Source organism: Georgenia subflava, assembly GCF_009193155.1.
GTDB lineage: Bacteria > Actinomycetota > Actinomycetes > Actinomycetales > Actinomycetaceae > Georgenia > Georgenia subflava.
In genome coordinates this window covers 509444-529291 of record NZ_VUKD01000002.1, presented here as the reverse complement: position 1 = coordinate 529291, position 19848 = coordinate 509444, and the positions used below count along the sequence as shown (strand labels likewise).

Sequence of the window (19848 nt, the reverse complement as noted above, 5' to 3'; positions counted from 1 at the left end):
TCAGCTCTCGGCGTCGATGAAGGCGAAGACGGCGTCGGCCATCAGCTGGACGGCGATCGCGGCGAGGAGCAGGCCGGCGAGCCGGGTGACCAGGGTGGTGCCGCCGTCGCCGAGCACCCGGTGGATGATGCCGGCGAAGCGCATGACGAGGAACAGCACCACGTGGATGGCCACGAGGGCGACGCCGATCGCAGCCCAGTCGGCGAAGGAGCCGTCGGAGTTCTCCACGGCGAGCATCGCGGCCACGATCGCACCGGGGCCCGCGAGCAGCGGGGTGCCGAGCGGCACGAGCGCGACGTTGACACCGGACCCCGACGGTCTGGGCTCCTCCGACTTCCCGGTGAGGAGCTCCATGGCCACCAGGAGCAGCAGCAGGCCCCCGGAGAGCTGCAGCGCCGGGACCGAGATGTGCAGGAAGCCCAGTATGTACTGACCGAATAGCGTGAAGACCAGGATCACGCCGAAGGCCACCGAGGTGGCCTGCAGCGCCGCGGTCCGGCGCTGGCGCGCGGTCATCGTCGAGGTCAGCGCGAGGAAGACCGGGACCGTCCCCGGCGGGTCCATGATGACGAACAGCGTGAAGAACGTCGTCGACATCAGCGTGAGGTCGAGAACCTCGTTCACGGTCGGACCACGGGCAGGTACCCCTCGCTCTCGATCATCTCCAGCACGGCCGTCGTCGTGGTGTGCTCCCCCAGCCGGTTCGGCTTGCCCGCCCCGTGGTAGTCGCTGGACCCGGTGCGTGCCAGCCCCAGGCGGCCCGCCAGCGCAGCCAGCTCGGACCGCGCCTCGGCGGTGTGGTCGCGGTGGTCGATCTCCAGGGCGGCGAGCCCGGCCCTGGCCATCGCCTCGATGACGTGGTCGCCGACGACCCGGCCGCGCACACCGGCGCGCGGGTGCGCCATCACCGGCACCCCGCCGGCCGCGCGGACCATCGCGACCGCCTCGACGGCGTCGGGGGCGTGGTAGGGAACGTAGTAGGGCCCGCGGACGGAGAGGATCGTCTCGAAGCAGGCCGACCGGTCCGGCATCACCCCGGCGGCGACGAGCGCGTCCGCGATGTGCGGGCGGCCGAGCGTGGCGCCGTCGGCCGCCTGGGCGCGCACCAGCTCCCAGGTGATGGGGTGGTCCTCGGCGATCCGCTCGACCATCTGTCGTGCCCGGTCGGTGCGCGAGGCGCGCGAGCGCTCCATCTCGGCGGCGAGGACGGGCTCGTCCGGGTCGTGCAGGAAGCTGAGCAGGTGCACCGAGATGCCGCGCGACTGGCAGGAGATCTCGGCCCCGCGCAGCAGCGCGACGCCGGTCTCGGGGACGGCGGCCGCCGCCTCGTCCCAGCCGCGCACCGTGTCGTGGTCGGTCAGGCCGACGACGTCGACTCCCGCGGCGGCCGCGGCACGCAGGACGCCGGCCGGGGAGTCGGTGCCGTCGGAGACCGCGGAGTGCGTGTGCGGGTCGATCCGCGTCTCATCTGCTGGCACACGGGCCAGGGTACGGCCTCCCAGCGGGGCCGCAGCACCACCGGCCGGGTGACCCGGGCGGGCAGGCGGTCCGGTCGCAGGGCTCGACGGCCGCCTGGGCCGGCGGGGTCCGAGGTGCGATCATTGCCGGCATGACAGATCCCGCCGGTGACTCCGAGCAGCCCCTGACCGACCGTGGCTCCAACCGCTCCCAGCGACCCAGCAGCCAGGCGTTCCGCGCCTTCATCGCCGACGGCTGGGGCCCGCGGACCGCGGGCGAGCCCCAGCGCTCCGGCGCCGCCGACCATGCCGCCGGGCGCCGGGCCGCTCTGGGCCGGCTCTTCCCGGGCGAGCGGCTGGTGGTCCCGGCCGGGCAGCTGGTGGTGCGCAGCAACGACACCGACTACCGGTTCCGGCCGCACTCCGCCTTCGCGCACCTGACCGGGCTCGGCACAGACGAGGAGCCGGACTCCGTCCTCGTCCTGCACCCGGTCGAGGACGCCGGCGGCAGCGACGACGGCGCTACCCACGAGGCGGTGCTGTACTTCCGGCCCCGGGCCGGGAAGGACACCGAGGAGTTCTACGCCGACTCGCGCTACGGCGAGCTCTGGGTCGGTGAGCGCCCCTCGCTGGCCGAGGTCTCGGCCGTCACCGGGCTGCGGGCCGAGCACATCGACTCCCTCGGCGACGCCCTGGCCAAGGATGTCGGCGCCGGGCAGGTCCAGGTGCGCGTCGTGCCCCAGGCCGACTCCGCCGTCGAGGAGCAGGTCGGCAGGGTGCGCGAGCAGGCCGGGCTCACCGCCGGGGCCGCGGAGGCGGACGCCGCGCTCGCCGAGGCGCTGTCCGAGCTGCGCCTGCGCAAGGACGACTACGAGATCGGCCAGGTCCGCGAGGCCGTCGCGGCGACCGCCCGCGGCTTCGAGGACATCGTGCGGTCCTTGCCGCGGGCGGTGGCCCACCACCGGGGCGAGCGGGTCATCGAGGGCGCGTTCGGCGCCCGCGCCCGCGAGGAGGGCAACGGCGTCGGGTACGACACGATCGCCGCGGCCGGCAACCACGGCAACACGCTGCACTGGATCGGCAACGACGGCGCGGTTCGCGCGGGCGAGCTGGTCCTGGTCGACGCCGGGGTGGAGGTCGACTCCCTCTACACCGCCGACATCACCCGCACGCTCCCGGTCGACGGCGTGTTCACCGACGCCCAGCGCCGGGTCTACGACGCCGTCCTCGAAGCGGCCGACGCCGCCTTCGTGCGCGCGGGCGAGCCCGGGGTGAAGTTCAAGGACCTGCACGCCGCAGCGATGGAGGTCATCGCGGCCCGCCTCGCCGACTGGGGCATGCTGCCCGGCACGGCCGAGGAGTCGCTCGACCCGGAGGGGCAGTACCACCGCCGCTGGATGGTGCACGGGACCAGCCACCATCTCGGGCTGGACGTCCACGACTGTGCGCAGGCCCGCCGCGAGATGTACCTCGACGCCGAGCTCGAGCCGGGGATGATCTTCACGATCGAGCCGGGCCTGTACTTCCGTGCGGACGACCTCAAGGTGCCCCAGGAGCTGCGCGGCATCGCGGTTCGGATCGAGGACGACATCCTCGTCCGACCGGACGGCTCGGTGGAGAACCTCTCCGCCGCGCTCCCCCGCACCCCGGACGAGATCGAGACCTGGATGGCCGACCTCCGCGGCTGAGGCACCGGGCGGGCCCCGCCGCGACGCCGCATCACCGGCGGGCGCCGCACCACGACCGGACGCGCACCACGGCCGGGCGCCGCACCACGGCCGGACGCTGCACCACGGCCGGGCGCCGCACCACGGCCGGACGCTGCACCACGGCCGGGCGCCGCACCACGGCCGGACGCTGCACCACGGCCGGGCGCCGACCACGGACGGGCGCCGCACCACAACGGGGAAGGTCACCGCCTCGCGCGAGCCGGTGATCTTCCCCGTTCTGGGTGCTGCACTTCCCCGTTCTGGGGTGCCGCTCAGATGAGGTCGCGACCCTCGCGACGGGCCTGTGCCCAGTCCTTGAAGAAGCCGCGGGCGATGACGTACATGACGACGGCGACGATGACCGGCCACATGAGGACGTAGCCGGTGAGGATCAGGGTCTGCATGGGACTGCTCCTTCGGTTCAGGGACGCGGGTCGGTGGCGCGGGCGGCGGCGACGGTCTCGACCGTCGTCTCGGCGGTGTCGTCGAAGTCGCCGACCCGCTGCTTGATGAGGGCGAAGTCGAAGTTCTCCTCGCTGCGCGCGGACATCGCGTAGCAGACGACCGTGGAGACGGCGTACGCCACCAGGGACGCGCTGAGGGTCGTGTAGTCGTGCAGGAACCCGATGACGAACGGTGCGGACGCCACGGCGGCGACCACTGCCACGACCTTGGCGACCTTCAGCCCGAAGAAGCCGAAGCTCATCAGGCCGAGCACCACGCCGATACCGATGACCGAGAGCACGTCGACGACGATGCCGAGCCCGCCGTCGAGCGGGACCAGCCCGAAGCGCACCGGGAGGAAGACGGCGAGCGCCGCGACGACAGCTGTGGTGAAGGCCTTGTTGGTGACCTTCTCCCAGTAGAAGCTCGCGATCACCGGGAAGACGAGCGCACCCCACAGCGCCCCGACGAACACGAGCAGGTCGAGGATGCTCAGCTGCAGGCTCGCGAACGCCACCGCCAGGGCTGTTGCGACGATCATCGTGACGCGGCCGACGAGCAGCATGGTGCGGGGATTGGCCTCGCCCCGGCCGGCGACGTTCTGGCCGTAGATGTCGGCCATCATGATCGAGGAGAGGGCGGAGAGGTCGGAGTCGGCCGTCGAGGACAGCGCCCCGATGATCATGATGAAGAAGACCGCGAGCAGGACCGGCGGCAGGTAGGTGGCCGCCATCTGCGGCACGAGGTTGTTGGGGTCGCCGCCCATGGGCTCGATGCCCAGGTACAGGGCAAGCACACCGAGCATGCCGACCCCGATGACCATCGCGCCGTAGCCGATGGTGGCGGTGATGAACGTCGGCTTGATGAGGTCCTCGCGCACGGCGAAGAGCCGCTGTGCGATGGTCTGGTTGCCGATGGCGTAGGCGAGAACGGCGGCGATGTAGGGGGCGCCCTGCTTGAGGAACGCCTCCGAGGAGAAGAAGTTGCCCTGCTCTGCTGTGAGGTTGTCCGCGCCGGTGGTGAAGACCGTCGGGAAGTCGGCCGCGAAGAAGATGGCCGGGACGAGGATCGCGACGGCGCCCAGCATGGCCATGACCTGCGTGAAGTCGGTCAGGGTGGAGGCGCGGAAGCCGGACCACAGGGTGTAGAGCAGCACCCCGACGGCGACGGCGAGCACACCCTGGATGAAGTTGAACGGCGACAGCAGGGCGATGAGCGCGCCGCCGGCGATGAAGTTGGACATGAGCGAGATGACCGAGCCCACCACGTTGGAGCCGGCCAGCATGAGCTGGCTCGAACGGCCGTGCCGGGCGTACATGACCTCGGCGAGGGTGTGCGCCTTGGGGGCCACGGCGCGGATGCGCCTGCCGAAGGGGTAGATGAACAGGATCATCAGGGCGCCCCAGAGCCCGTAGTGGATGGGCCCGGAGATGCCGTAGGTGTAGCCCGACGTCGCGGACGCGTACATCGACGACGCCCAGATCCAGGTGGCCGTCATGCTGGCGGCGGACACACCGAAGCCGACCTTGTTGCCGGCGGTCATGTAGGCGTCGGCGTCCTCGTCCTTCTTCCCGATGAGCGCCGACATCACGAAGGTGCCCCCGTAGAACAGCACCAGCAGTGCCACGACGGCGATGCCGCCCAGCTGAGCGAGCTCAAGCCCGTCCATACGTCCTTCTTTCTCGTCACTGGCCGCGGCGGACGAGGGCGCGTCAAGGCCCTCCGACGGCCCCACGGCGCGCGATGACGCGCGGGGGCACCCGCCGTGCGCCGGGGATCCGGCGCCATGCAGCTCGGTCGCTCACGACCGTCCGGACGAGGTCACGCCGGCGACGCGGGCGGCAGCATGGCTGCCCTCGTCGTCGGCGTCGCACCGTCCGGTAGCTGCTCGTCGCAGGTGCAGCCCCGCCCGGGAGTGGTCACCGGGGCGGAGAACGGACCACAGGTCTGCGGTCCGGCGGGCCGCGTCGCACCACCCGTCGGACGGGAGATGGTCAGCAGACCCTCGGCACTTGGTGTGCCCTTGCCCTGCAGAACGTCAAGGAACATACCACAGGGCCGACCCGGGCCGGACGGACGGCCCCGCGGCACCCTGGCGGCGGCAGGGCCGCAGGTCACGTCCATACCTGCTGTTCGCGTCGAAGCGTGCTGCTGAGACGGCCGACTTCGAGCTATAGGTGCGGGTATGGACGACCGCACGCCCCAGCCGTCCTCGGGCCTGCATTCCTGGGGTGTCGCCTCAGCCGTCCTCGAGTGTCCGCGTTCCTCGAGCGTCGCCTTCAGCCGTCCTCGAGTGTCCGCGTTTCTCGAGTGGCGCTTCACCCGTCCTCGGGGCCAGCGTTCGGGTGCCTCAGCCGTCCTCGGGAGTCTGCGTCGAGGGGTACGTGTGCTGCCGCTCACCGATGGCGAGGTGCTCGCGGGCGAAGCTCAGCGAGTCCGCCACAGCGGCACGGCGGCCCACCTCGGACATCTTCCGGGTGTTGATCTCCACCACCACCGACCCGGCGAAGCCCTGCGAGCCGAGCATGTGCAGCACCTCAGCACAGGGCTGGTCGCCCCGGCCGGGCACCATGTGCTCGTCCTTGAAGTTGCTGGTGCCGTCGGCCAGGTGCAGGTGCGCCAGGCGCGGACCGAGCTCGTCCGCCATCGCGAGCGCAGCATCGTGGTCGAGCCCGGCGGTGGCTGTGTGGGACAGGTCCAGGGTCACCGAGCGGTAGTCGTGCTCGAGCGGGTCCCAGCCGGGCAGGTAGGCCTGCATCTCCCGCTCGCGTCGCTTCGTGGCGGCGCGCCACGGGAACATGTTCTCGACCGCGAGCCTCATCCCGTCCAGCCGTTCCCGCTCGGCGATGGCACCGACGAAATGCTCGGCGTAGGAGCGCTGCCAGCGGAACGGGGGGTGCAGCACGACCACCCCGGCCCCGACGTCGTGGGCGAGCTCGGTGGCCCGGTCGATCTTGTCCCAGGGGTCGTTTCCCCAGACTCCCTGGGTCAGCAGCAGCGTCGGGGCGTGGATGGCCAGCACGGGCAGGCCGTACTCGTCGGACAGCTCGCGCAGCCGTCGCTCGTCCTGGCTGTCCGGCTCGCGCAGGACCATGACCTCCACGCCGTCGTACCCGAGCTCCTTCGCCAGCTCGAAGGTCCGGGTGACGCCGCCCGGGTACACCGACGAGGTCGACAGGCCGACCGGAATACCCACTGTCACTCGCGTCCCGTGGTGCCGTCCGCCCCTTCTCGGCCGGGGTCGGCGTGGTCGCGTCGATCGGGCGCGGCACGGTCGCGGTCGACGTCGTCCAGGCGTACGCCGTAGCGGGGCCGCTCGTCCGCGCGCGAGCCGAACTGGCTCGGGCCCGACTCCCCGCGCCGGTCCGTCGGCTCATCCTGCGCGGACGTGCCGCCGGGTACCGGGCCGGCCGGGGGCCGCGAGGCGACGGGCGGGGCCTGCGGCGCGCCGTAGCCGCTCTGGGGCGGTGCCGCGTACGGGTTCTGCTGCGGCGCACCGGCGCTCGCCCGGGGCCTGACCTGGCCGTGGCGACCTCCCTCGGTGAGGACCTGGCGGGCCTGCCCGGCGTGCTCCGGGTCGCACAGGATGGCGTATCGGCTCGCGACGACCTGGCTGGTGGAGGTGAAGTCGCGCTTGCCCCCGGTGAAGGCGTAGGAGACGACCGCGAACAAGATGCCGAAGGCCGCACCGATGAGCACGCCGGCGAGGATCGGGAAGTCGCCGTTCGGCGTGAAGAGCCAGAACAGCAGGGCGATCATCAGCCCGAACCACGCACCGCTCATCGCTCCCGCGCCGGCCACCCGCGCGTAGGTCAGGCGCCCGGTGATCCGCTCGACGAGCAGCAGGTCGGTGCCGACGATGGTCACCTTCTGGACGGGGAACGCCTTGTCCGAGAGGTGGTCCACCGCCTGCTGGGCCTCCAGGTAGGTGGTGTAGGACGCCACCTCCACCCCCGTGGGCAAGGTTGGCAGGGACACGCTCGACGGCTTGCCGGTCAATGACATACCCCGATCCTCCTCTCCCCGGCGCTCCAGCGCCAAGCGGGCCAACGCGGCCCCCGCAGCTCCGGCAGCGAGCCGGCCCCACGCGGCCCCCGCTGCTCCGGCACCGAGCCGCCCCACACGGCCCGCGCCTCGACACCGAGCTTGCCCCACCAAGCTGCCCCTCACCCCGATGTCGAACGGGTCCTACGTGGCGCGGCCCCAGGGCTGTCCTAGGCTGGCGGCCGTGAGCACCCCCACCGCCCGGCCCGGCACGTCCAGCCGCGTCTACGTCGCCCGGCTCAAGGGCACCGCGGTCTTCGACCCTCTCGGTGACCAGGTGGGGCGCGTCCACGACGTGGTCGTCCTGGTGCCGGTCAAGGGCGCTCCTCGGGCGGTTGGCCTGGTGGTCGAGGTCTCCTCCAAGCGTCGGGTGTTCGTACCGCTGACCCGGGTGACGGCGATCGACGCCGGTGCCGTCATCACCACCGGGCTCGTCAACATCCGCCGTTTCGCCCAGCGGGCAACCGAGACCCTCGTCGTCGCCGAGCTGCTGGACCGGCACGTGACCATGCGCGACGGCTCTGGCTCCGCCGTCGTCGAGGACGTCGCGATCGAGCAGCAGCGCAACCGTGACTGGCTCGTCACCAAGCTCTTCGTCCGCCGTTCCTCCGGCCGGGGCGGCCTCGGGCTGCGTCGCGGCGAGGCGCTCGTCGTGGACGTCACCGATGTGCTCGGCCTGGCCGGCACCCCCGAGCAGCAGGGCGCCACCGCGCTTCTCGCGACGCTGGAGGACCTCAAGCCCGCCGACCTCGCCGACGTCCTGCACGACCTGTCCGACACCCGGCGGCTCGAGGTGGCCGCCGAGCTCGACGACGAGCGTCTCGCCGACGTCCTGGAGGAGCTCGGTGAGGAGGACCGTGTCTCGATCGTCTCCGGCCTGGACGTCGAGCGGGCCGCTGACGTGCTGGACGCCATGCAGCCCGACGACGCCGCCGACCTGGTCTCCGAGCTGCCGACCGCGAAGGCGACCGAGCTGCTCGAGCGGATGGAGCCCGAGGAGGCCGAGGACGTGCGCCGGCTCCTCGCCTACGACGAGCACACCGCCGGCGGTCTGATGACGACCGAGCCGCTGATCCTCCCGCCCGAGGCCACCGTCGCCACGGCGCTCGCGCACGCCCGGCGGCAGGACGTCACCCCGGCCCTGGCGGCGATGGTCTTCGTGGTGCGCCCGCCGCTGGAGACCCCCACGGGCAAGCTCCTCGGCGTCGTCCATCTCCAGCGCGCCCTGCGCGAGCCGCCCCACGAGCTCATCGGCGCCCTGCTCGACAAGGACATCGACGCCGTCCTGCCGAAGGACGACATCGGCAAGGTGACCAGGCTGCTCGCCACCTACAACCTCACCGCGCTGCCGGTGGTCGACGAGGGCGGCCGCCTGGTCGGTGCGATCTCCGTCGACGACGTCCTGGACCACCTGCTGCCCACCGACTGGCGCGACGCCGACGACGACGTCACCGACGAGGCCATGACAAGGAGCGCGCATGGCTGAGCGCCTCGACACCCCGCTGGCGGCGAAGCGGCGCTGGTTCCCGCGCCGCCCCCGCCTGGACCCCGAGTTCTTCGGCCGCTTCTCCGAGGGCATCGCCAGGTTCATGGGCACGCCCCGGTTCCTGCTCTACCTGACGATCTTCTGCGCCGCGTGGCTGCTGTGGAACAGCTTCGGGCCCGCCGACCTGCAGTTCGACTCCGCCGCACTGGGCTTCACGGCGCTGACCCTGATGCTCTCGCTGCAGGCGTCGTACTCCTCACCGCTGATCCTCCTCGCGCAGAACCGCCAGACCGACCGGGACCGGGTCAGCGCCGAGCAGGACCGCCAGCGCGCCGAGCGCAACCTCGCCGACACGGAGTACCTCGCCCGGGAGATGGCGGCGGTGCGGCTGCTGCTCGGCGAGGTCGCCACCCGCGACTTCGTGCGCTCGGAGCTGCGCGGCCTGCTCGAGGACATCGTGGAGGAGCGCGACGAACGCATCCGCGAGCTCGAGCTCGAGCTCGCGGCCATGGCGGAACGCGCCGCCGGGGGTGCGACGCAGGACACAGACGGCCCCTCGCGCACGCCACCTACGATGGAGGCATGAGCGCTCCCACCGTCGAGGCCGTGCAGACCGAGCTCGGCAATGTCATGGACCCCGAGATCCGTCGCCCCATCACCGAGCTGAACATGGTCCGGTCGGTGGAGGTGCAACCCGGTGGCGTGGTGGTGGTCGGGATCGACCTCACGACGGCGGGCTGCCCGCTGAAGGACACCATCACACGCGACGTGACCAACGCCGTCGGGTCCCTCGAGGGGGTCGCCGGCGTCCAGGTCGAGATGGGGGTGATGACCGAGGAGCAGCGCAAGGCGCTCCGGAGCCAGCTCCGGGGCGGGGCGGCCGAGCCGGTCATCCCCTTCGCCCAGCCCGGCTCACTCACCCGCGTCTACGCCGTGACCTCCGGCAAGGGCGGTGTGGGCAAGTCCTCGGTGACCGCCAACCTTGCCGCCGCCATGGCCGCCGACGGGCTGAAGGTCGGCGTCGTCGACGCCGACATCTACGGCTTCTCGATCCCCCGCATGCTCGGCGTGACCTACCCGCCGACCAAGGTCGACGACATGATCCTCCCGCCCGTCGCGCACGACGTGAAGGTCATCTCGATCGGCATGTTCACCCAGGACGGCCGCCCCGTCGTGTGGCGTGGCCCCATGCTGCACCGCGCCCTGCAGCAGTTCCTCGCCGACGTCTTCTGGGGGGATCTGGACGTCCTGCTCCTGGACCTGCCCCCGGGTACGGGCGACATCGCGATCTCGGTGGCGCAGATGCTCCCGAACTCCGAGATCCTCGTGGTCACCACGCCCCAGGTCGCGGCTGCCGAGGTGGCGCAGCGCGCCGGTGTCATCGCCGAGCAGACGCACCAGAAGGTCGTCGGCGTGGTGGAGAACATGTCGTGGCTCGAGCAGGCGGACGGTTCCCGCGTGGACCTCTTCGGCACGGGCGGGGGCGAGCGGGTCTCCACCGAGCTCGGCAAGGCCCTCGGGTACGACGTGCCGCTGCTGGCCCAGGTGCCGATCGAGGTCGACCTGCGCGAGGGCGGCGACTCCGGGGAGCCGCTGGTCCTCCGCGACACGACGAGCCCGGCGGCCGAGGCGCTGCGGTCCCTGTCCCGCTCGCTCTCCCGGCGGGCCCGCGGCCTCGCCGGACGCTCGCTCGGCATCAGCCCGATCGGCGGCTGACGCCGGGCGAGTGCTGATCCGCCGTTGACGAGCGGGCAGCTCTCGGGTCGTCTCTGCTGGCCGCCGTAACCGCCGGTGACCCTGCCCGCGCTGTGCGAAAACCTCCAAGACGGCTCGAGTCGTCACAGTCCACAACGGGCGCGGCCTTTGCACGGGTCGCCCGCCGAGTAGCACGGGGCGCCGCCATGGGGTCAGCCGCCAGCATCCCTATCCTCGTCGCGTGTCCTCTCCGATCGATCACCTCAGCCGACGCCAGCGTGACCTGTTGGACGGATGGCTCCCTGGAGCCGAGGTTCAGAACGACCACAGCTGGGGACTGGTCGGCACCACTGTGCTCGAGCTGTCACACGACGGCAGGCGGTACATCGCGAAGGCCGGCGATGCGAAGGACCACCACCTCGCGCGTGAGATCCGTGCGCATCGACAGTGGTTGGCACCATTGGCTTCACGTGCGAAGGTTCCTCGCCTTGTGCATGCGGACACCGACGCGAAGCTCCTCGTGACCTGCTACCTGCCGGGTGAACTGGTGCAGGGCACCACCTACGAGCAGCTACCCGAGACCTACCGTCAGGCCGGCGCGCTGCTGGCACAGCTCCACGGACAGCTGGCGGCGGATCACGACGAGTTCGAGGCTCATGAGAAGAGGAAGGCTCTCCTCTGGCTCGACAAGCCGCATCGCATCGGCGACGGCACGGCGCAGCGTCTTCGTGAGGTCGTCGAGTCCTGGCCCACGCCGCCGAGCATCGTGGTGCCGACCCACGGCGACTGGCAGCCCCGCAACTGGCTGGTACAGGAAGGGATCGTGAGCGCGATCGACTTCGGCCGGGCGGACCTGCGGCCAGCCTTCACCGACCTCACTCGGCTCTCCGCGCAACAGTTCCGCGATCACCCGACGCTCGAGGCCGCGTTCCTCGAGGGCTACGGCAAGGACCCGCGTGATCCGGCCGCCTGGCGGCGTGCCCGCATCCGAGAGGCGATCAGCACCGCCGTCTGGGCCTACCAGGTCGGGAACGAGCCCTTCGAGGAACAGGGTCATCGAATGATCGACGAGGCGCTGGCCGACGCCTAGTCGGCTGCGGCTGCGGCTGCGGCTGCGGCTGCGGCTGCGGCTGCGGCTGCGGCTGCGGCTGCGGCTGCGGCATGCTGGCGGACCGGGCCGCCCGTAGGCGGCAGGACCTACGTGGCCTCGTCGTCGAACGGCACCACGTAGACCGCCTCCTGCTCAGGGCCGTCGTCGGCTCCGGCCTCGGAGGCGTCGTGACCGTCGTCGTCCGCGTCGGTCGCGGTCGTCGTTCCGGCCCGCGCGCGTGCGACGAGCTCGGCCGGGTCGGCGAGGCCGTTCCCGGCGATCCGACCGCCGGTCGGGGCTGCACCGACCTGCGCCTGGACCTGGTCCGCCGCCGATCCAGCAGCCGTGACGGCCGAGGCCGATCCGGCAGTCGCCGCCGATCCCGCGGCCGCGGCCGTTCCGGCAGCCGTGACAGCCGAGGCCGATCCGGAAGCCGCGGTCGCGCCGACCGCTCCCGCTGCGCCGGGCGCTGCAGCCGCGACCGGACCCGCGCCGGTCGCCGACGCTGCCGCGCGGGGTGCAGGTGACGTCCGCGGTGGTGGACGCCGCCGCGCCGCGGGCGGTCTGGCCGGCTGCGGCTCGTCGTCGTCCATCAGCGCCTCGCGCACGATGCGGCGCGGGTCGTACTGGCGGGGGTCGAAGACGGACAGGTCGCCGACGTCGGGCCCCAGCTCCTCCTTGACCTTCTCCTTGGCACCTGTGGCGAGCTTCTTCAGCTCGCGGGTGAGGCGGCCCAGCTGCTGGGCCAGCTCGGGGAGCCGTTCGGGGCCGATGAGCAGGAACGCGAGCACGAGCAGCACCACGAGCTCGCCACCGTTGATCCCCACCATCCGAACAGGATAGGGCGACCGCCGGACCCGGGTGACCGTCCATCCTGTCCACTGGACACCGGCCGGCCCCGTCGGTCGGCCGGCTGCCGGGCCCGTCCGCTGCCGGTCAGCCCGAGCTGTTCTCGCCAAGGACCACCGTGACCTCCTCGACCGAGCCGCCGCGCCGGACGCCCAGGACGACCTCTTCGCCGGGCGCCTTGGAGCGCACGGCGACGATGAGCTCGTCCGGGTCGGTGACGGGACGGCCGTCGATGCTGACGATCACGTCGCCCGGGCGGATCCCGGCGACGTCGCCCGGGCCGTCAGGCGTGACCGCCGGTGTGTCGTCGAGGTCCTCGTCGAGAACCTTGACGCCCTCGCCGCCGTAGCGGGTGTCGAGGGCGACCCCGATGACCGGGTAGGTGGCCTCACCGGTGGCGATGATCTGGTCGGTGGTGCGGCGCACCTGGTTGGCGGGGATCGCGAAGCCGAGACCGATGCTGCCGGTCGCCTGGCCCGCGCCGGAGGCCTGGGCGATGGCGGTGTTGATCCCGACGACCTGTCCGCCGGCGTCGACGAGAGGTCCACCTGAGTTGCCCGGGTTGATCGCCGCGTCGGTCTGGATGGCGTTGATGAACGTGCTCGGGCCCGCGGACCCGGCCCGCACCGGGCGGTTGAGAGCGCTGATGATGCCCGAGGTCACCGTCCCCTCCAGCCCGAGCGGTGCGCCGATCGCGACGACGGGGTCGCCCACGGCGATGGTCGTGGAGTCGGCGAGGACGAGGGGCTCGAGCCCGGTGCGGTCGACCTTGAGCACGGCGAGGTCGTAGTCCGGCGTGCGCCCGACGATCTCCGCCTCCTCCTCCGTACCGTCGGCGAAGCCGACGACGAGCCGGCCGCCGTCCGCCGCCGGCTCGATGACGTGGTTGTTCGTGACGATGTAGCCGTCCTCGCGAAGCACCATCCCGCTGCCGGAGCTCGCCTGGCCGTTGCCACCCGCCTGGATGTAGACGGTCGACGGGAGGACCGCCTCGGCGATGCCGGCCACGGAGTCCGGCGCCCGGGCGCCGGCCCCGGCGGAGACCGGGAGCGTCGATGTGCCGCCGTCCTGCCCGACCACGAAGAACGATCGCGCGCCGAGGCCGCCGACCAGCACGCCGAGGAGCAGGGATACGAGCATGAGCAGCGCGACGACGCCGGCACCGAGACCTCGACGGGCGGTGCGGCTGCGGGGCGCATCATCTGCGGCACCTGCGGCGAGCAGGTCCTCAAGCCGGTCGCCGGAGGCCGGTCGCGGGCCGGCGGGAAGGACCGCCGTGTCCTGACCGACGGGAGGCTCGGACGGTCCAGGCGAGGGTGCGCTGCGCGGCGCTCCGCCCAGCGGCGCCCAGTGCGACTGCTCGACCTCGGACGCCCGCCCGGGCCACGGAATACCGCCCGACTCGTCGCCATGCGCCGGCTGAGTCGAGGGCCCGTCGGCCGGGGCGTGACGCTGCGGGCGCGACTGTGTCGACGGAGAGCCGCCTGGTCCCTGCTGGGGGTACGGCTGCGTCGACGGAGAGCCGGTCGACGCCTGGTGCGTCGGGTACGGCTGCGTCGACGGAAACCCGCCCGGTCCGTGCTGCGGGTACGGCTGCGTCGACGGAGAACCGCTCGACGCCTGCCGCGTCGGGTACGGCTGCGTCGTGGGCTCCGACGGCACAGCGGTGCCCTGCGCGGTGTGCGACGGGTACGGGTGCGTAGCACCTACCGGTGACCCCGCCGAGGGCTGGGCGCCGTGCGGCGGATAAGGGTGCGTCGCGTAGGGGGCCGGAGTGGTGGCCGCCGTGCCGGGGCCGGCGGCCGGCGGTGGGACGATGACGCCGGAGGCCGGCTTCTCCCGGCGCCGCATGCGGTGCGGCAGGAACGAGCGTCGCGGTCCGCGGTCGTCCCGTCCGCCCTCGTCACCCGGACCGGCACTGGTGGGATCGAGCCGGTGGTAGGGCTCCGACAGGGGGGCCGGAGTCGCGGCGTAGTCGTAGGGGGGCGGTGGCGTCCGCCGCTCGGGTGCGTCCGGCCAGGGCGCGTCGGACCGGGGCGCGTCGGGCCGGGGTGCGTCCGGCTCGAGTCCATCCGGCCCGGCTCCGTCCGGCCCGGGTGCGTCCGGCCGGGGCGCGTCCGGCTGGGGCCCGTCCGGCCGGGCACCCTCAGGGCCTGTCTCGCCCGGGCCGGCCGTGTGCTCTGACGAGCTCATCGGAGCTCCTTTCCCGCCGTGCGGATCATGGTGCCTGCACGAGCAGGTCGGTCCACCCCACGAGAGTCTGCCAGCCCCGGTCGAGATGATCGGTCACGTCGGAACCGGGCGCCGTCGCCGGGAAGGCGGCCGCGACCTGGCGCGCGAGATCGTCGTCGCCGCCGGCAACCACGACGACGACACCCTCGCACTGCAGCACCAGAGTGGTGCCGGGGCCGGGGATCTCGTGCACGAGGCGGCCGTCGTCGGCGGAGGGATCCAGCTGCGCCAGGGCATCGACGTCCAGCACCCCGGGCTGCTCGAGCACGCGGACCAGGTCGCCGTCGCGGACGATCTCGACCTCCACCAGCTCGACGCCGGCGCCCGAGGACCGGATACCGATCTGGCTGATGGTCGCGGCGTCGGGCAGCTCGGTCGGCGCGCTCCAGCCGTTGGTGGTCAACCAGGCCACGGCGGCCTCGGTGGTGCTCCTCGGCCCGTCGGCCCCGGCGCTCCGGTCGAGGTGGACCGTCTGCGGGGAGATCTGCAGCTGGGCCTGCGCCGGGGCGCGGCCGGAGGCGCCGGCGAGCATGCTGGCCGGGTCGCCGGTGCGTTCGGCGAGGCTACCGACGACCACCAGCGCCCCGACGACGCATGCCGCGCCGGCGAGCGCCGCGGTCCCCCGGACGAGAGCGCGACGCCGCCCGCGACCGGTGGCCAGCGGCTGCCAGGCGCGGCCGGCGAGCGCTCGGGCGCCGTGCGCGGGGACGGGGGGCGGGGTGTTGGCGACCTGGAGCAGCCGCCAGGTGAGGTCGTCGTCCGGCGGCACGTCGCGGGCCTGCGCGAGGTGGTGCCGGGAGGCACGCTCGACGGCGACGAGGCTCGCGCACCGTTCGCACAGGACCAGGTGGGCGAGCGCCTCCTCGGTGCGTGCGGGCGGGAGCTGGCCGTCCACGAGCGCGCTGACGTCGTCGCCGAGATGCCTCACCGGGCGCCTCCGGTGACGACGACAGGGCTGCTCGTGGGGCGCCGGTGCTCGAGCTGCTCGCGGAGCATCGCGCGCGCCCGGTGGATGCGCGAACGCACCGTACCCATCTTGATGTCGAGGGTCGCGGCGATCTCCTCGTAGGACAGGCCCTCGATGTCGCACAGGACGACGGCGGCCCGGTACTTCGGCGGCAGCGCGTCCAGGGCCTGCTGGACGTCGACGTCCAGGTGGGCGTGCTCGAACCCACGCTCGGGCTCCTCGGTGTCGCGCGCGCTCGGCAGCCGTTCGGTCGCCTCGCCGATGGGGTCGAGGCGCACCCGCGAGCGCCGGCGGGCGTGGTCGAGGAAGAGGTTGGTGGTGATGCGGTGCAGCCAGCCCTCGAAGTTTCCCGGCTGGTAGCTGTGCAGCGAGCGGAAGACCCGCACGAAGGTCTCCTGCGTCAGGTCCTCGGCGTCGGCCTTGTTCCCGGTGAGGCGGTAGGCCAGCCGGTAGACCCGCGGGGAGTGCTCGACGACGATCTGCTCCCACGAGGGAGGAGACCACACCGGGGCGGCCGCCTCGTCCACCGGCGGCTCCACGACCGACCCGGGGGCCGGCACGTCGGCGTCGGCCTGGGCGGCTGGGGCATCGGGCATCTGCGGTCCTCGTTCCGTCACGGTGAGTCCCATCGTAGGTACCGAACCTGGAAGCCGCCTGGGAGCGTCGGCCGCCGGTAGCATCGTCCTACCCGTCCGGCGGCACTGGCCGCCCGAACCCGCCCGGAGGCCCACCATCACTGCCGACAAGGCCCAGTCCTGGGCCTACACCGAAGAGTTCGTCGCCGAGGACGAGCACACGCGGGACGCCCGCCTGCGCGCCGAGGAGCTCGGGGTCGCCGCGGTGCCGGCGGGCACGGGCGCCGCGCTGCGCGTCCTCGCCGCCGCCTGCCAGGCGCGGGCGGTCGCGGAGGTCGGGACGGGCACCGGCGTCTCCGGCCTGTGGCTGCTCGGCGGCATGGCCCCCGACGGCGTGCTGACCACGATCGACGTCGAGCCGGAGCACCAGCGCGCGGCCCGCGAGACGTTCGCGGCGGCCGGCGTGCGGCCGGCGCGCGTCCGCCTGATCGGCGGCCGTGCCCTGGAGGTGCTCCCGCGCCTCGCGGACGGCGCCTACGACCTGGTCCACGTCGACGGGGACACGGCGGAGGCCGGGGACGACGTCGAGCAGGCGGTGCGGCTGCTGCGGCCCGGCGGCGTGCTCGCCGTCGGCGCCGCGCTCTGGCACGACCGGGTGGCGGACCCGGCCCGGCGGGACGAGGCCACCGTGGCGGTGCGCGAGCTCGGCAAGCGGGTGCGCGACGACGACCGGCTCGTCCCCGCGCTGCTGCCCACCGGCGACGGCCTGCTCGTGGCGGTACGCCGCTGACCTCTCGTCTCTTGGTGTCCCGACGGCGTGCTCGTGGCGGTACGCCGCTGACCTCTCGCCTCTCGGTGTCCCGGCCAGGACGGCCGCCGGGACACCGGGCAGCCCGGTAGAGACGACCTCGGGCAGGTCGGCAGAGACGACGCCGGGCAGCTCGGTAGAGACGACGCCGAGCAGCCCGGTAGAGACGACGCCGAGCAGCTCGGCGGAGACACGAGACGGCCGGCCAGCGAGGCTGGCCGGCCGTCCGGCGTTACAGGTGGAGCGAGTTCAGCCGGCGACGGCGCTGAGCGCGTCGCTCAGCTCCCCTGCCTCGGCCGGCGTCAGCTCGACGACCAGTCGGCCACCGCCCTCGAGCGGGACGCGCATGACGATGCCGCGACCCTCCTTGGTCACCTCGAGCGGCCCATCTCCGGTCCTCGGCTTCATCGCAGCCATCTGGCTTACCCCTCTTCTCCATGGATCCTCGACCGCCCACGAGCGGGCGGACCCCGCCAGCGTGCGAGGTGATCGCTGGCACCAGTTTAGATCACTCGGGGGCGCCGCCAGCCTCTTCCACCGCTGCGGCCTGCGCTTCCTTCTCGTGGGCGAGGTGCGCCATGCCGGTCAGGACGGCGTCGACGGCCTCCTCGGCGGTGTCCACCACCGGCAGCAGGTCGAGGTCTGCGGGGCTGATCGTGCCGCGCTCCACCATCGTCGTCCGGAGCCACTCGACGAGCCCGCCCCAGTACTCGGACCCGACGAGCACGATCGGGAAGGACGAGACCTTCTGCGTCTGGACCAGGGTCAGCGCCTCGAAGAGCTCGTCCATGGTGCCGAAGCCGCCCGGCAGCACCACGAATCCCTGGGAGTACTTGACGAACATGGTCTTGCGGGCGAAGAAGTAGCGGAAGTTCACGCCCAGGTCGACCCACTGGTTCATGCCCTGCTCGAAGGGCAGCTCGATCCCCAGGCCGACCGAGGTGCCGTCCGCCTCGCAGGCGCCCTTGTTGGCGGCCTCCATGACGCCGGGGCCCCCGCCGGTCACGACGGCGAAGCCGGCCCTCACGAGCCGCCCGCCGATCTCCTCGGCGAGCTCGTACTCGGGCTCGCCGGGCTTCAGGCGGGCCGAGCCGAAGACCGAGATCGCGGGACCGAGGTCCGCGAGCGCACCGAAGCCCTCGACGAACTCCGCCTGGATGCGCATGACCCGCCAGGGGTCCATGTGCAGCCAGCTGGTGTCCTGCTCCGGGGCGAGCAGCCGGGCGTCGGTGGTCTCTTCCGGGACCTGGTCGCGCCGCAGGAGCACCGGCCCCTTGCGGTAGCCGTTGGCGTGCTCGTGGTTGGTGTGCACCTCGCGTGTCATGTCCTCATCTTCCTCGCTGTCACGCGCCCTGTGCGAGCCAGGCGCGCAGGGCCAGGGCGCACGTGCGGATCTGGTCGACCGGGCAGCGCTCGTCGTCGGCGTGGGCGAGCATCGGGTCGCCGGGCCCGAAGTTGACCGCCGGGACCCCGAGCTCGGCGAACCGGGCGACGTCGGTCCAGCCGTACTTCGGTCCGGGCGCCCCACCGGTGACACCGGTGACGGCGTCGACGAACCCGGCCACGAGCGGGTCGTCGAGGCCGGGCCTCGCACCGCCGGCGAGGTCGGTCACCCGAAGGTCGTAGCCCGCGAAGACCTCGCGCACGTGCGCCTCCGCCTGCGCCGGCGTCGTCGAGGGCGCGAAGCGGTAGTTGACGGTGACGACGCAGGAGTCCGGGATCATGTTGTCGGCGATGCCGCCGGTGACGCGGACGGCGTTGAGACCCTCCCGGTAGACGAGGCCGTCCACGTCGACCTCGCGCGGTTCGTACTCGTTCAGGCGGTCCAGGATCCCGGCGGCGGCGTGCACGGCGTTGACGCCGCGCCACCCGCGGGCGGAGTGCGCCGTGCGCCCCGTCGTGGACACCTCGGCACGCAGGGTGCCGTTGCAACCACCTTCGATGCCGCCGGCCGTGGGCTCACCGAGGACCGCGAGGTCACCGGCGACCCAGTCCGGGTGCAGCCGTACGAGCCGGCCGAGCCCGTTGAGCTCGGACGCCACCTCCTCGTGGTCGTAGAAGACCCAGGTGACGTCCCAGCGCGGCTCGGTCAGCGCGGCGGCGAGGTGCAGGGCGACGGCGACGCCGCCCTTCATGTCGACGGTGCCGCGGCCCCACAGCTCCTCCGTGCCGTCGTCCGCGACGGCGCGCCAGGTGGGCACGTTGCCCTTGATCGGGACGGTGTCGATATGGCCGGCGACGACCACCCGACGCTCCCTGCCGAGGCTCGTGCGGGCCACCACGGCGTCGCCGTCCCGCAGGACCTCGAGGTGGGCGTGGGCGGCGAGGGCGACGGCGACGGCGTCGGCCAGCGCGGTCTCGCCGCCGGAGACCGAGGCGATGTCGCACACGGCCGCCGCGAGGTCGACGACGTCGGCCGTCGCCAGGTCGGGCAGGGTGGCGGGCGTCGCGGTGCTCATGGGTCCAGACCCTACGGCCCGGTCCGGGCCCGG

Annotated in this window: 19 protein-coding genes; 6 read left to right on the top strand and 13 right to left on the bottom strand. The window is 72.9% G+C overall.

Going from position 1 to position 19848, the window contains the following annotated elements; translation table 11 throughout:
• Together GD748_RS08960 and GD748_RS08955 are read right to left on the bottom strand one after the other, a co-directional pair.
• Window positions 1-624 (bottom strand): MarC family protein, encoded by a 624-nt coding sequence (locus GD748_RS08960; RefSeq protein ID WP_152194824.1) that lies wholly within the window; start codon window positions 622-624, stop codon window positions 1-3.
• A complete protein-coding gene (locus GD748_RS08955) occupies window positions 621-1478 on the bottom strand; it encodes a PHP domain-containing protein (RefSeq protein ID WP_152194823.1) in 858 nt (285 codons plus the stop codon). The genes GD748_RS08960 and GD748_RS08955 overlap by 4 nt, the downstream gene beginning before the upstream one ends.
• Window positions 1479-1609: 131 nt before the next feature.
• Between GD748_RS08955 and GD748_RS08950 the strand changes: the two genes are divergently transcribed.
• Window positions 1610-3145 carry an aminopeptidase P family protein gene (locus GD748_RS08950; RefSeq protein ID WP_152194822.1) on the top strand — a complete coding sequence of 512 codons (1536 nt, stop codon included), beginning with the start codon at window positions 1610-1612 and terminating at the stop codon, window positions 3143-3145.
• A 293-nt stretch (window positions 3146-3438) separates the two neighbouring features.
• Here the strand turns inward: GD748_RS08950 and GD748_RS08940 are convergent, their stop codons facing one another.
• The 4 genes from GD748_RS08940 to GD748_RS08925 form a co-directional block, all read right to left on the bottom strand.
• Window positions 3439-3570, bottom strand: a complete 132-nt coding sequence (locus tag GD748_RS08940) for a putative transporter small subunit (RefSeq protein ID WP_152194821.1) — start codon at window positions 3568-3570, stop codon at window positions 3439-3441.
• Window positions 3571-3587: 17 nt separating this feature from the next.
• On the bottom strand, window positions 3588-5279 hold the full coding sequence (locus GD748_RS08935) for a sodium:solute symporter family protein (protein WP_152194820.1): 1692 nt from the start codon (window positions 5277-5279) through the stop codon (window positions 3588-3590).
• 681 nt (window positions 5280-5960) lie between these two features.
• Complete coding sequence (locus tag GD748_RS08930) at window positions 5961-6806, bottom strand: sugar phosphate isomerase/epimerase family protein (protein WP_152195075.1); 846 nt, start codon at window positions 6804-6806, stop codon at window positions 5961-5963.
• A 2-nt stretch (window positions 6807-6808) separates the two neighbouring features.
• Window positions 6809-7615 carry a general stress protein gene (locus GD748_RS08925; protein ID WP_193312889.1) on the bottom strand — a complete coding sequence of 269 codons (807 nt, stop codon included), beginning with the start codon at window positions 7613-7615 and terminating at the stop codon, window positions 6809-6811.
• 223 nt (window positions 7616-7838) lie between these two features.
• Here GD748_RS08925 and GD748_RS08920 point away from each other — a divergent pair, with 223 nt between their 5' ends.
• The 4 genes from GD748_RS08920 to GD748_RS08905 all read left to right on the top strand — a co-directional run bounded on the left by GD748_RS08920 (window position 7839) and on the right by GD748_RS08905 (window position 11925).
• Window positions 7839-9140 carry a magnesium transporter MgtE N-terminal domain-containing protein gene (locus tag GD748_RS08920; RefSeq protein ID WP_226921025.1) on the top strand — a complete coding sequence of 434 codons (1302 nt, stop codon included), beginning with the start codon at window positions 7839-7841 and terminating at the stop codon, window positions 9138-9140.
• Window positions 9133-9726 (top strand): DUF1003 domain-containing protein, encoded by a 594-nt coding sequence (locus GD748_RS08915; RefSeq protein ID WP_152194818.1) that lies wholly within the window; start codon window positions 9133-9135, stop codon window positions 9724-9726. The genes GD748_RS08920 and GD748_RS08915 overlap by 8 nt, the downstream gene beginning before the upstream one ends.
• The gene (locus tag GD748_RS08910; RefSeq protein ID WP_152194817.1) at window positions 9723-10856 is read left to right on the top strand and encodes a P-loop NTPase; all 1134 of its coding nucleotides are present in this window, start codon (window positions 9723-9725) and stop codon (window positions 10854-10856) included. The genes GD748_RS08915 and GD748_RS08910 overlap by 4 nt, the downstream gene beginning before the upstream one ends.
• Window positions 10857-11076: 220 nt before the next feature.
• The gene (locus GD748_RS08905) at window positions 11077-11925 is read left to right on the top strand and encodes an aminoglycoside phosphotransferase family protein (RefSeq protein WP_226921022.1); all 849 of its coding nucleotides are present in this window, start codon (window positions 11077-11079) and stop codon (window positions 11923-11925) included.
• Window positions 11926-12032: 107 nt separating this feature from the next.
• Here the strand turns inward: GD748_RS08905 and GD748_RS08900 are convergent, their stop codons facing one another.
• The 4 genes from GD748_RS08900 to sigE form a co-directional block, all read right to left on the bottom strand.
• The gene (locus GD748_RS08900) at window positions 12033-12755 is read right to left on the bottom strand and encodes a twin-arginine translocase TatA/TatE family subunit (protein ID WP_152194816.1); all 723 of its coding nucleotides are present in this window, start codon (window positions 12753-12755) and stop codon (window positions 12033-12035) included.
• A 106-nt stretch (window positions 12756-12861) separates the two neighbouring features.
• A complete protein-coding gene (locus tag GD748_RS19865; RefSeq protein ID WP_226921020.1) occupies window positions 12862-13914 on the bottom strand; it encodes a S1C family serine protease in 1053 nt (350 codons plus the stop codon).
• A 1078-nt stretch (window positions 13915-14992) separates the two neighbouring features.
• The gene (locus GD748_RS08890) at window positions 14993-15934 is read right to left on the bottom strand and encodes an anti-sigma factor family protein (RefSeq protein ID WP_152194815.1); all 942 of its coding nucleotides are present in this window, start codon (window positions 15932-15934) and stop codon (window positions 14993-14995) included.
• Window positions 15931-16569: an RNA polymerase sigma factor SigE gene (gene sigE, locus GD748_RS08885; protein WP_152194814.1), complete on the bottom strand. Its 639-nt coding sequence runs from the start codon at window positions 16567-16569 to the stop codon at window positions 15931-15933. Before sigE ends, GD748_RS08890 begins: the two co-directional genes overlap by 4 nt.
• Window positions 16570-16705: 136 nt before the next feature.
• On the opposite strand from sigE, the gene GD748_RS08880 reads away from it, so the two are divergent.
• Window positions 16706-17338, top strand: coding sequence for an O-methyltransferase (locus GD748_RS08880; RefSeq protein ID WP_152195072.1), 633 nt, complete (start codon window positions 16706-16708; stop codon window positions 17336-17338).
• A 267-nt stretch (window positions 17339-17605) separates the two neighbouring features.
• Here the strand turns inward: GD748_RS08880 and GD748_RS08875 are convergent, their stop codons facing one another.
• The 3 genes from GD748_RS08875 to dapE all read right to left on the bottom strand — a co-directional run bounded on the left by GD748_RS08875 (window position 17606) and on the right by dapE (window position 19815).
• Entirely contained in the window at window positions 17606-17773 is a 168-nt protein-coding gene (locus GD748_RS08875; RefSeq protein WP_152194813.1) for a DUF3117 domain-containing protein, read from the bottom strand.
• A gap of 91 nt (window positions 17774-17864) precedes the next feature.
• Window positions 17865-18680 carry an LOG family protein gene (locus tag GD748_RS08870; protein ID WP_152194812.1) on the bottom strand — a complete coding sequence of 272 codons (816 nt, stop codon included), beginning with the start codon at window positions 18678-18680 and terminating at the stop codon, window positions 17865-17867.
• Window positions 18681-18699: 19 nt separating this feature from the next.
• On the bottom strand, window positions 18700-19815 hold the full coding sequence (gene dapE / locus GD748_RS08865) for a succinyl-diaminopimelate desuccinylase (protein WP_152194811.1): 1116 nt from the start codon (window positions 19813-19815) through the stop codon (window positions 18700-18702).
• Window positions 19816-19848 lie beyond the last annotated feature (33 nt).